The sequence below is a fragment of the Streptomyces sp. SD31 genome (assembly GCF_052068475.1).
In the GTDB taxonomy this organism is placed as follows: domain Bacteria; phylum Actinomycetota; class Actinomycetes; order Streptomycetales; family Streptomycetaceae; genus Streptomyces.
In genome coordinates this window covers 97,800-110,202 of sequence record NZ_JBQHCX010000016.1, presented here as the reverse complement: position 1 = coordinate 110,202, position 12,403 = coordinate 97,800, and the positions used below count along the sequence as shown (strand labels likewise).

Sequence of the window (12,403 nt, the reverse complement as noted above, 5' to 3'; positions counted from 1 at the left end):
GCCAGATCCACTTAAGACACCGCAGCCGACGGCCCACCGCCGGGTGTCCAGGTGCGCCATGAAGGGTTGACGCAATGACGCCGAACGCCGCCTCCGCCTCCTCCGGACCCAGCCGGAGAAGCTTCCTCGCCTCTACGGCGGTCGCCACCGCAGCGGTGGCTGGTGGGATGCCGCTGCTTTCCGCCTGCGGCGGTTCGGAAGGTGGCTCGCGTGACGGCACCACGTCGGGCAAGGACGCGAAGAAGCTCCTGCCGGCGTTCGTGGCCAGCAACGTGGTGACGCCGGACATCCCGTCGAAGAACGGTTCGTCGATCGGCTTCACCAGCAAGCTGGACCTGGCCGGGCTGAAGACGTCGGTCGCGAAGAAGCTCGGCAAGGGTGGCAAGGTCACCATCATGGCGCCGTTCTGGGGCTCGCCGCCGAAGGCGAGCAACCCCTACTACACGGCGATGAACGATCTGATCGGCGTCGACGTCCAGTGGCAGAACCAGGACGGCAACACCTACGACCAGAAGCTCGGTGCGGTCCTCGCCTCCAGCAACGTTCCGGACGTAGTGGTGATCCCCGGCTGGAACATGGGCGGCAAGATACCCAGCGCCATCATCAGCAAGTTCGCCGACCTCGGCCCCTACCTCTCCGGGGACAAGGTCAAGGAGTACTCCAACCTCGCGGCCGTCCCCACCGATGCCTGGCAGCGCTCCATCTTCGGCGGCGCGCTGCGCGGCCTGCCGATGCCTGCCTCGTACGTCACGAACATCGTGCCCCTGTACCGCCAGGACCTCTTCGAGAAGGAGGGGTACGAAGTCCCCACCTCCACCGAGGAGTTCATGGCGCTGGCCAAGGACATCACCAACGCCAAGGCCAAGGTGTGGGCCTGCGGCGACATGAAGTGGACCGCGTTCAACTCCTTCGGCGTGCTCTCCGGGTCGGAGAAGCCGCTCGGCTGGAACCTGGTCGACGGCAAGTTGATCTACCGCATCGAGACCGAGGAGTACCTCGAGGCGCTGGAGTGGACGCGCAAGCTGTTCGCCGCCGGGGTCGTCCACCCCGACTTCCAGCTGGGCAAGAGCCAGGCCACCGACCCGCAGACCAAGTTCGCGGCCGGCGAGTTCCTGATCTACAACAACGACATCTCCAGCTGGTACGGCCTGACCGCCTCCCAGGCCACCCAGAACCCGGACTTCAAGGTCTCGGGCATGGACATCTTCGGCGCCGGCGGCAACGACCCGGTCCCGTGGGCCGCCCAGCCGGCCGGCATCTTCGCCTTCATCAACAAGAAGGCCTCCGAGTCCGTCATCCGCGACGCGCTGGCCGTCGCCAACGTGACCGCGGCGCCGTACGGCACCAAGGAGTACATGCTCACCAACTACGGAGTCGAGGGCACCCACTACACCCTCAAGGACGGCGTCCCGGTCAAGACCGACCAGGGCAACAACGAGGTTCTCAACGCCTACGTCATGGTCGCGAGCCCCGCCTCGACCCTCGCCCACCCGGACTTCCCGGAGGTTGCGAAGGCACAGGTCGAATGGCAGCAGCGGATGGGCGCCCTCGCCAAGAAGTCGTCCTTCTGGGGCATGCAGATCACCGAACCCGCCCGCTACACCAACCTGTCCAACAACATGGAGCAGTTGGAGGACGACATCGTCCGTGGTCGCAAGAAGATCAGCGACATGCAGCAGTTCGTCTCGGAGTGGAAGAGCAAGGGCGGCGACAAGCTGCGCGACTGGTACAAGCAGATCCTCGACGAGAACGGCAGCGCGGCCAACTGATCCGGGGCTGAGGCAAGGAGAAGGCCGTGTCGCACAGCACGGTGCCTCGGAGCAGTGCCGAGGCGAAGAAGAAGATCCCGGGTGAGGAGACCCCGGTGGCGTCCGGCGGCGCCACCGGTTCCGCGGGGGAGCGCCCATCGGGAAAGCTGAGCCTCAAAGTCAGGCTCAGACGCGACAGGCTGCTGCTTCTGATGACGCTGCCGGCCGTCGTGCTGGTCCTGCTCTTCAACTACGTACCGATCCTCGGCAACGTCGTCGCCTTCCAGGACTACGACCCCTACATCAGTGACAACGGCGTCGTCTCCATGCTGAACAGCCCCTTCGTGGGCATGGAGAACTTCCAGCGGATCTTCGAGGACTCGGCCTTCTGGAACGCTGTCCAGAACACCCTGATTCTGTTCTTCCTCCAGCTCGTGCTGTTCTTCCCGATCCCGATCCTGCTCGCACTGCTCATCAACAGTGTGGTCAGGCCCCGGGTGCGGGCGGTCTCGCAGGCGATCCTCTACCTGCCGCACTTCTTCTCCTGGGTGCTGGTCATCGCCGTCTTCCAGCAGTTGTTCGGCGGCGCCGGGATCTTCTCCCAGCTGCTGCGGCAACACGGGTACGACGGCCTCGACTTCATGACCGACCCGAACACCTTCCCGCTGCTGATCACCGCGCAGAGCGTCTGGAAGGACGCCGGGTGGGGGATCATCGTCTTCCTCGCCGCGCTCGCCTCGGTACCCCCCGACCTGTACGAGGCCGCCGCGATGGACGGCGCGAGCCGCTGGCGCCGTATGTGGCACGTCACCTTGCCCGCGCTGCGCCCGGTGATCGCCCTGTTGCTGGTGCTGCGCGTCGGTGACGCCCTCACTGTCGGCTTCGAACAGATCCTGCTGCAACGGGACATGGTGGGACCGGGCGCAGCGGAGGTCCTCGACACCTTCGTGTGGTGGAACGGTGTGCGCAACCAGGACTTCGGCTACGCGGCCGCGGCCGGCCTGGTCAAGGGTGTCGTCAGCCTCGGGCTGGTCCTCGCCGCGAACAAGGTGGCCCATCTCATGGGCGAGCAGGGGGTGTACAAGAAATGACCGCCGTCATCGACAAGCCGGTGCGCGAACCCCGTTGGTGGGCGGCGCCACCCCGGCCGAGCTGGGAGGAAGCGCCCTCCCGGGCCGGCCTCGCCGGCAAGGGCATCGCCTTGACGCTGGCCTGCCTCGGGATCCTCTTCCCGCTGTGGATCGTCGTCGTCACCAGCCTCTCGTCGCGCAAGACGATCGACGAGGCGGGTGGGCTGGTGATGGTGCCGAAGGACATCACCTTCATCGCCTACCAGGAACTGCTGAGCGGGGGACAGGTCACCCGTGCGGCGATCATCAGCATCGTTGTCACTCTCGTCGGCACGGTGTTCTCCATGGCCGTGTCCGTGCTGTGTGCGTACGGGCTGTCCCGGACCGGGTCGCTCGGGCATCGCTGGATTCTGATGACACTGCTGGCGACGATGTTCTTCAGCGCCGGGCTCATTCCGACGTATCTGCTCGTGCAGACCCTGGGGCTGACGGATTCCTATCTGGCGCTGATCCTGCCGAGCGCGGTGTCCGTGTTCAACATCCTTGTGCTGCGCGGGTTCTTCATGGGGATTTCGCAGGAACTCGTCGACAGCGCGCGCATTGACGGCGCCGGGGACTTCCGGATTCTGTGGCAGATCGTCATGCCGTTGTCCCGGGCGGTGATCGCGGTGATCACCCTGTTCTATGCCGTCGGGTACTGGAGCGCCTGGTTCAACGCGTCGTTGTACTTGAACGACCAGGACATGATGCCCTTGCAGAACGTCATGATCCAGCTTGTGCAGAAGCAAGAGGCCCCGGTCGGGCTGGGGCAGGCCATCAAGACGGGGCAGCTTTCGGGGCTGGCTGTACAGATGGCGGTCATGGTGATGGCTCTGCTGCCGGTGGCTGTGTTGTCGCCCTTCGTCCAGAAGCATTTCAAGAAGGGCATGCTCACGGGCGCGGTGAAGGGCTGAAGCCCGAACGGGTGGGGTGGCGGGGAGCTTCTGCGGTTTGGCGGCTGCGAATTCGTCGTGGCTGGTCGCGCCCACGCGGCGGAGCCGCACATCGATACAGCCCCGCACCCCTAGGTAGGTCTCCCCCCTCTCTTTCAAGAACGAGGTATGTCCATGCGTACGTCCCGACTCAGCAGACGCGCCGTTCTCGCCGGGACCGCGGCCGCCGCCGCGCTCACCACCCTCCCCTCCCTCGCCGGGCGCGCGTCCGCCGCAGAGCCCGCTGCCGCCGCCGGCCAGGCGTACCGCTGGCGCACCGCCGTCATGGGCGGTACCGGCTTCATCACCGGCGTCCTCTTCCACCCCTCCGTCCGCGGCCTCGCCTACGCCCGTACCGACATCGGCGGCGCCTACCGCTGGGACGACCGTACGGCCGCCTGGGTCCCGTTGACCGATCACCTCGGCTGGGACGACTGGAACCTCCTCGGCGTAGAGGCCATGGCCGTCGACCCCGCTCACCCCGACCGCGTCTATCTCGCCCTCGGCACCTACGCCCAGTCCTGGGCCTCCAACGGCGCCGTCCTGCGCTCCGACGACCGCGGCGCCACCTGGACCCGCGCCGACCTCTCCGTGAAGCTCGGCGCCAACGAGGACGGGCGCGGTTGCGGTGAGCGGCTGCTGGTGGACCCCCGGGACAGTGACACGCTGTGGCTGGGCACCCGGCACGACGGGCTGCTGAAGTCGACCGACCGAGGGGCCACCTGGGCCGCCGCCGCCGGTTTCCCGGGCACCCCGAGCGCGAGCGGCCAGGGCGTCACCCTCCTCGTCGCCGCCGGACGCACCCTCTATGCCGGCTGGGGCGACGGCGACGGTACGTCCGGGACCAAGAACCTGTACCGGACCAGCAACGGCACCACCTGGGAAGCCGTCCCCGGGCAGCCCGCCGGCACCGCCGCCAAGGTCCCGATCCGCGCCGCGTACGACCGGGGCACCAGGCACCTGTACGTCACGTACGCCAACGCCCCCGGCCCCAACGGCCAGTCCGACGGCAGCGTGCACAAGCTGTGCACCCTCAACGGCAAGTGGACCGAGGTCACGCCCGTGAAGCCGGGCGGCACCACGGACGACGGGTCGGCCGACACCTTCGGCTACGGCGGTGTCGCCGTCGACGCCCGGCGGCCCGGCACGCTCGTCGTCTCCACCAACAACCGCTGGGCGGCGGTCGACACGGTGTACCGCAGCACCGACGGCGGCCGCACCTGGACCTCCCTGAAGGACACGGCCGTCTTCGACGTCTCCGAGACTCCCTTCCTCAAGTGGGGCCAGGACAAGCCCAAGTTCGGCTGGTGGATCCAGGCGGTCGCCCTCGACCCGTACGACTCGAAACACGTCGTCTACGGCACCGGCGCGACCCTCTACGGCACGCGGGACCTGAAGAACTGGGCCCCGCAGATCCGCGGCCTGGAGGAGACGTCCGTACGCCAGCTGATCTCGCCCCCGGTCGGGGAGGCGCATCTGATCAGCGGCAACGGGGACATCGGCGTGATGTACCACGAGTCGCTCACGGCATCCCCCTCGCGCGGCATGGCGTCGAACCCCGTGTTCGGGTCGGCGACGGGACTCGCCCAGGCCGCGGCCAGGCCGGCGTATGTCGTCCGCACCGGCTGGGGCGACAACGGCAACGGCGCCTACTCGAACGACGGCGGGCAGACGTGGGCGCCCTTCGAGGCCCAGCCCTCCATCGCCAAGGACGCACCGGGGCCGATCGCCACCAACGCCGACGGAAGTGTGCTGCTGTGGGTCTTCGCGCACTGGGACGGCACGAAGTACCCTGCTCACCGCTCGGCGGACAACGGTGCCACCTGGTCCGAGGTCTCCTCCTTCCCGAAGGGCGCCACGCCGGTCGCCGACCCGGCCGACCCGACGCTCTTCTACGCGTACGACACCGACACAGGAACGCTACTCGCCAGCACTGACAGTGGCCGTACCTTCACCGCCCGGGCGAGCGGACTGCCCTCCGGTGACAGCCAGTTCGAGCTGGTCGCGGCGCCCGGGCGCTCCGGGGACCTCTGGCTCTCCACCAAGGGGAACGGGCTCTACCGGTCCACCGACGGCGGGGCCGGCTTCTCGAAGGTCGCCAGCTGCTGGGCCTCGTACACCCTCGGCTTCGGCAAGGCCGCCGACGGCGCCGACTACCCGGCGATCTACATGGTCGGCTCCACCGAGACGATCACCGCCGTTTACCGTTCCGACGACGAGGCGAAGACCTGGATGCGGATCAACGACGACCAGCACCAGTGGGGCTGGACCGGCGAGACGATCACCGGCGACCCGCGCGTCCATGGCCGTGTCTACCTGGCCACCAACGGGCGCGGCGTGCAGTACGGGGAGCCGGTCTGATGCCGGAGCGCAACGAACTCGCGGGGAAGGGCCCCTCTGGCCCCTCCCTGTCCGACGCCACCCGTGGCCGCATCCTCTTCGGCGGCGACTACAACCCCGAGCAGTGGCCCGAGGAGACCTGGCACGACGACGTCCGCCTGATGAAGGACGCCGGGGTCAACTCAGTCACCCTCGGCGTCTTCTCCTGGGCGAAGCTCGAACCCCACCCGGGGGCAAGGGAGTTCGGCTGGCTGGACCGGCTGATGGATCTGATGCACGAGAACGGCATCGGGGTCGTCCTCGCCACTCCGACCTCCTCGCCCCCGCCCTGGATGGGCCGACTGCACCCCGAGACGCTCCCGCGCGACGAGGACGGCCGGACCGAGTGGTGGGGCTCCCGCCAGCACTTCTCCCATTCCAGCGCCACCTATCGCCGGTACGCCGCCGCCATCACCGAGGACCTCGCCGCCCGCTACGGCAGCCACCCGGCCCTGCGGATGTGGCACATCAACAACGAGTACTGCACCTACGACTGGGGCGACGAGGCCGAGGCCGCCTTCCGCCGCTGGCTGCGGGAGAAGTACGGCAGCCTCGAGGCCCTCAACGAGGCCTGGGGGACCGCCTTCTGGAGCCAGGGCTACGGCGACTGGTACGAGGTCCTGCCGCCGCGCCGGGCGCATTACATGAAGAACCCCGGCCAGGTTCTCGACTTCAAGCGGTTCACCTCCGACGCGTTGCTGGAGTGCTACCTCGCCGAGCGCGACATCGTCGCCCGGCACACCCCGCACATCCCGGTGACGACCAACTTCATGCCGTTCTGGCAGGGGCAGGACGCGTGGGTCTGGGCCGAGCGGGAGGACGTCGTCTCCGTCGACATCTATCCGGATCCGCGTGATCCGTTCGGCGGACAGTACGGGGCGCTGGTGCATGACATGACGCGTTCGCAGGCCCGCGGCGGTCCCTGGATGGTCATGGAGCAGGCCGCCGGGCCGGTCAACTGGCGCGGGGTCAACCACCCCAAGCCCGCCGGGCTCAACCGCCTCTGGTCCCTGCAGGCCGTGGCCCGCGGCGCCGACGCCGTCTGCTACTTCCAGTGGCGGCAGTCCCGGCAGGGCTCGGAGAAGTTCCACTCCGGGATGGTCAGCCACGCGGGGGAGCAGGGCCGTACCTTCCAGGAGGTCAAGCGGATCGGCGCCGAACTCGCCCTGCTGAGCGAGAAGGTGGCCGACAGCCGGGTCGAGGCCGCCGAGGTCGCCGTACTCCTCGACTGGAACGCCTGGTGGGCGAGCCAGCAGGACGGGCGGCTGTCTGCCGAGGTCGACTACCCGCAGGTGGTCCGGGCCTGGCATCGCGCCCTGTGGGAGGCGCACACGGTCGTGGACTTCGCCCACCCCGAGCACGACCTGTCCGCGTACAAGCTGGTCGTCGTCCCGCAGCTGTATCTGATGACGGACGCGGCCATCGACCGCCTCGTCGCCTACGTCGAGGGCGGCGGCACCCTCGTCGCCGGCTTCCAGACCGGCGTCGCCGACGAGGACGACCGGGTGCGCGCGGGTGGCATGGACGCCCGGCTTCGCGACCTGTTCGGCATCCGTGTGCTGCACGAGTGGTGGCCGCTCGACGCGGGCGAGAAGGCCGACGTCGAGGGCTTCCACGGCACCCTGTGGTCCGAGGAGATCGAGGCGGCGGACGACGTGGACGCCGTGACGCCCTACAAGGGCGGCGAACTGGACGGGCTGCCGGCCGTCCTGCGCAAGGGCCGCGCCTGGTACGTCTCCACCCTCCCCGAGCCGCACGCCCTGCGCACCCTGCTCGCCGACATCGCCGCCGACGCGGGCGTACGGCCTACCCTCACGGGGCTCCCGGCCGGCGTGGAGGCGGTCCGCCGGGGCGGGCTGCTGTTCCTGCTCAACCACGGGCGCGACGGCGTCACCGTGCCGGTGCCCGGCCGCCACCGCGACCTGCTGACCGGCGCGGACGTCACCGACGGGGTGGAGCTGGGCCGGTACGGGGTGGCCGTACTGGAGGCCGTCTCATGAGCGGACCGGTCCACGGCACCTGGGAGCCCGCCCCCGCCGAGCGCTGGGAGGACTCCTTCCTGAGCGGGAACGGCCGACACGGCGTCATGGTGTTCGGAGATCCGAACGCCGACCGGATCATCGTCAACCACCACACCCTGGTTCGCCCCAACGGCAGCGAACACGCCCGCCCACCGGCCCTCGCCGCCGAACTCCCGCAGCTCCAGGACCGGTTGCTCGCCGGAGACGTCACGGCGGCCGAGGGGTTCACCGACGGGCGGGAGCTGCAGTGGGTGCAGCCCTTCCATCCCGCTTTCCAGATCCGGCTGCGTCGCCCCGACGCCGACACCTCCGGCTACCGCCGGTCCGTCGACTTCGCCACCGGCGTCACGCACGCCGAGTGCGCGGGCTGGAACAGCCGGGTCTTCGTCTCGCGCGCGGACGACGTCATCGTCCAGCGGGTCGAGGCGGAGGACCTCGTCGTCACCCTGGACCACCGGCTCCCGGGCGCCCCCACCACCCTGATCGTCGGCCAGAGCATCGTCCGCGCCGCCGAAGGGGCCCTCCTCACCATCCGCGTCCGCTACCCCGACAGCGACCGCGGCTACACCGGAATGACCCTGGTCGTGCCCACCGGGGGCCGTACCGCGCTCATCCCGCCGGGCGCACGCGTCACCGGAGCCGACTCCGTCCTCCTCCTGACCCGGGTCGTACGGCACACCGGAGAGCTGGACACGCAGGCCCATGTCGACGCCCTGCGCGACCTGCTCACCGAGTCCGACGCCTACGCCCACCTCCTGGACCGGCACACTCCCGTGCACCGCACCGCCTACGGGCGCGTGACCCTCGACCTGGACGCCGACCCCGCCGAACGCGCCCTGGCCGGCGCCGAGTTGCTGAGCCGATCGCACAGCCCCGCCCTCCTGGAACGCCTCTTCGCAGCCGGCCGCTACCACCTCCTCTCGGCCGCCGGAATGCTGCCGCCCCGGCTCACCGGTCTGTGGACCGGCGACTGGAACACGGCGTGGTCGGGCGCGTTCACCACCGACGCCAACCTCAACCTCCAGACCGCATCGGCCGCCGCGGCCGCGCTCCCGGAGGTCACCGAGGCACACGCCGCCCTCATCCAGGGCCAGTTGGAGCACTGGCGCGACAACGCCCGCACGATCTTCGGCACCCGTGGCGTCGTGGCCCCCGCCCACACCGACGGCGAGTCCGGGCACATCTACCACTTCAGCCGCGAATACCCCCTGCACCTGTGGACCGCGGGCGCCGACTGGCTCCTCAAGCCCCTCGTCGACCACGACGAGACACGCGGCGCCCGCGACCCGCGCACCGCCGCCGTCCTCGCCGAAGTGGCCCGCTTCTACGAGGACTTCCTCACCCGGACCGACGACGACGGCCACCTGGTCGTCGTCCCCTCCTACTCACCCGAGAACCGCCCGGCGAACGCGAGCTGGGGCACCATCAACGCGGCCATGGACCTCTCGGCGGCCCGGCACGCCCTGCTCACGGCGGCCGACCACCACCCGGACACCCCGGACGCCGACCGCTGGCGCGCCCTGGCCGACCGCCTCCCCCCGCACCGGATCAACGAGGACGGCGCCCTCGCCGAATGGGCCTGGCCCGGCCTGGCGGACAGCTACGACCACCGCCACCTCAGCCACCTCTACGGCGTCTGGCCGCTCGACGAGATCACCCCGTACGACACCCCCGCCCTCGCGGCGGCCGCCCACCGCGCCCTCGAACTGCGCGGCGCCGAGAACGACTCGGCGCACGGCCACCTCCACCACGCCCTGATCGCGGCCCGCCTCAGGGACGCCGCCCGGGTCGCCCACGCCCTCGACCAGGTGCTGGGCGGCGACTTCTTCCACGCCTCGCTGATGAGCGCGCACTACCCGAAGCGCGACGTCTACAACGCGGACGCCGCGCACACCCTGCCCGCCGTACTGATCGAGATGCTGGTGCAGTCGACCCCGGACCGGCTGGTCCTGCTGCCCGCGCTGCCGCCGACGCTCCCGCAGGGCCGACTCCGGGGCGTACGGACGCGGTTCGGCGCGGAGGTCGACCTGACCTGGACGCCCGACGGGGCGACGGCGGTCCTGAAGCCGTCCCGCACCGTCCGCATAGAACTCCGGACTTCCGCCGGTGACGGCGACGGCCGTGGTGACGCACGACCGCTCGACCTCGTAGCCGGAGAAGACCACGTCCTCACCTTGGGGGCGTGGTAACTCCCCCCGCAATTCCCCCCACCCATGGAAAGGGACACCATGGCAAAGAAGGCACTGCGCAAGATCACCATGGCCGCACTGGCCCCGGCGATGGCCCTCGGCGCCACCGTCGGCCTCGCCTCCGCCCCCGCCTCGGCCGCGGTCTGGAACTCCTGCGACCAGTGGGGCAACACCAGCCTGAACGGCTACACGCTCTACAACAACATCTGGGGCTCCGGCGCCGGCAGCCAGTGCATATGGGCCAACTCCGGCACCAACTGGGGTGTCTGGGCCAACCACCCCAACACCGGCGGCATCAAGTCCTACCCCAACTCCAAGAAGGTGATCAACAAGACGATCGCCTCCCTCGGCTCGCTCACCAGCAGCTACAACGTCACCGTCCCGTCGTCCGGCGCGTACAACACGTCGTACGACATCTGGGACACCGACTACGACCACGAGATCATGCTCTGGGTCAACTACAACGGAGCCGTGGGCCCGCTCGGCACCTCGCAGGGCAACGTCAGCCTGGGCGGCCACACCTGGACCGTCTACAAGGGCAACAACGGCGCCAACGAGGTCTACTCGTTCCTGCGGACCTCCGACTCCAACTCCGGCACCGTGAACATCAAGCCCATCCTCAGCTGGATCGCCGGCAAGGGCTGGATGTCCAGCAGCGAGACCATCGGTGACGTCCAGTTCGGCTTCGAGATCACCTCGTCGTCCGGCGGGCTGGACTTCAACACCAACAACCTGACCGTCAGCAGCAGCTGACGTGCCATCAGGGCCGGGGTCGCGCCGTGTCTGTCCTCAGGCGCGGTCGACCTCGGCCCGCAGTGCGTTGTAGTCGGCGAAGGCGGACTCCACGTCGGCGCGGGTCAGGCCGTAGCGGGCCAGGTCGTAGCGGTGCGGGCGGGTGCCCTTCGGGCGGGCGACGGCCCCGGGGAGCCGGGCGGCCTCGGCGTCGGTCCAGCGGGCGCCGATCGCGTCGTACAGCTTGGGGGCGCCCGTGGCCGGCTCGGTGGCGAGCCGGGCGTAGGGGGCGTCCACCAGGGTGTGGGGCGGGATGGCGGCGCGGGCCGCGAGGCCGCGTGTCATGGCGTGGCTCAGCAGATCGAGCCAGAGGGTGCCGATGCGGTGCAGGTCGAGCGGGCGGGTGCTGACGGCCATGCCGTGCTCGATCAGGCTGCAGAAGGAGGCCACGACGGTCACCGGGTCGCGGTGGCACCACACGATCGTGGCGTCCGGGAAGACCGTCCGCAGCGCGTCGAGGTTGCCCAGGTGCATGGGTGACTTGAGGATCCAGCGGCGGTGCGGGCGGCCGTACTGGAGGACCTGGAACACCTGCTTGAGATACCGGTATTCGTCGACGAAGTCCCGTTCGCGGTACCACGCCCCGTACTCGGGGATCAGCGCCTGCGACAGCGGCATGAGGGCGTGCGGCAGGGCGAAGGTGCACTCCTCCGGGCCCTCGGCGGCCATCGGATGGATGTCGCGGAAGCGCGGCGCGAAAAGGTTGGTGCCCTGGACCAGACGACGCCCCGCCGTGACCGCCTTGCGGCGCTGCCGGGGCGGCAACTCCAGGTCGGGCGTGAGCAGTTCCCACAGCAGCGGGCCCCGGTGCTCGGCCGAGAGCGACAGGACGGCGTGCGTGACGGTGGTCGCGGTGCGCGGCAGCCCCACGACGAACACCGGCTTCTCGATCGGCTCCCGCTCGATCTCGGGATGCTCGGCGATCAACCGCCGTACGCGGGCCCGGTTGGTGAGATGCCGGCGCACGAAGACCTGCGCGGACTGCCAGCCGACCGGGGTGAGGTTCTCGGCCCGCGCCCACCAGCCCAGCAGCGACCGGAAGTCGTCGACGAACCGGTCGTCCCCCGCGGACTCCCCGGCCTCCACCGCGATCCGGTCGAAGACCCGGTCGGGCCCGCGGCGGGAGCCGAAGGTCGGACGCAGCAGCAGATCGGCCAGGGCGAGGGCTATCGGAGTCGAGGGCACGCGGCGACTCTATCCCGCTGAACTCGCCCACGGCGACGGTGAGTTGGG

General features: G+C 69.7%; 8 protein-coding genes. 7 read left to right on the top strand and 1 reads right to left on the bottom strand.

Annotated elements, in window-relative coordinates; genetic code table 11:
• The first annotated feature begins 74 nt into the window (after positions 1–74).
• The 7 genes from ACTMVF_RS30660 to ACTMVF_RS30630 all read left to right on the top strand — a co-directional run bounded on the left by ACTMVF_RS30660 (position 75) and on the right by ACTMVF_RS30630 (position 11,131).
• On the top strand, positions 75–1,769 hold the full coding sequence (locus ACTMVF_RS30660; RefSeq protein ID WP_441274352.1) for an extracellular solute-binding protein: 1,695 nt from the start codon (positions 75–77) through the stop codon (positions 1,767–1,769).
• Between the two features lie 26 nt (positions 1,770–1,795).
• Positions 1,796–2,839: an ABC transporter permease gene (locus ACTMVF_RS30655; protein WP_441274351.1), complete on the top strand. Its 1,044-nt coding sequence runs from the start codon at positions 1,796–1,798 to the stop codon at positions 2,837–2,839.
• Entirely contained in the window at positions 2,836–3,771 is a 936-nt protein-coding gene (locus ACTMVF_RS30650; RefSeq protein WP_441274350.1) for a carbohydrate ABC transporter permease, read from the top strand. The genes ACTMVF_RS30655 and ACTMVF_RS30650 overlap by 4 nt, the downstream gene beginning before the upstream one ends.
• Before the next feature lie 153 nt (positions 3,772–3,924).
• Positions 3,925–6,150 (top strand): 1,4-beta-glucanase, encoded by a 2,226-nt coding sequence (locus tag ACTMVF_RS30645; protein WP_441274349.1) that lies wholly within the window; start codon positions 3,925–3,927, stop codon positions 6,148–6,150.
• Entirely contained in the window at positions 6,150–8,168 is a 2,019-nt protein-coding gene (locus tag ACTMVF_RS30640; RefSeq protein WP_441274348.1) for a beta-galactosidase, read from the top strand. Before ACTMVF_RS30645 ends, ACTMVF_RS30640 begins: the two co-directional genes overlap by 1 nt.
• Positions 8,165–10,378 (top strand): glycosyl hydrolase family 95 catalytic domain-containing protein, encoded by a 2,214-nt coding sequence (locus ACTMVF_RS30635; protein WP_441274347.1) that lies wholly within the window; start codon positions 8,165–8,167, stop codon positions 10,376–10,378. Before ACTMVF_RS30640 ends, ACTMVF_RS30635 begins: the two co-directional genes overlap by 4 nt.
• Positions 10,379–10,417: 39 nt before the next feature.
• A complete protein-coding gene (locus ACTMVF_RS30630; RefSeq protein ID WP_441274346.1) occupies positions 10,418–11,131 on the top strand; it encodes a glycoside hydrolase family 12 protein in 714 nt (237 codons plus the stop codon).
• Positions 11,132–11,167: 36 nt separating this feature from the next.
• Here ACTMVF_RS30630 and ACTMVF_RS30625 read toward each other — a convergent pair whose 3' ends face one another.
• Positions 11,168–12,355 carry a sulfotransferase family protein gene (locus tag ACTMVF_RS30625; RefSeq protein WP_441274345.1) on the bottom strand — a complete coding sequence of 396 codons (1,188 nt, stop codon included), beginning with the start codon at positions 12,353–12,355 and terminating at the stop codon, positions 11,168–11,170.
• Positions 12,356–12,403 lie beyond the last annotated feature (48 nt).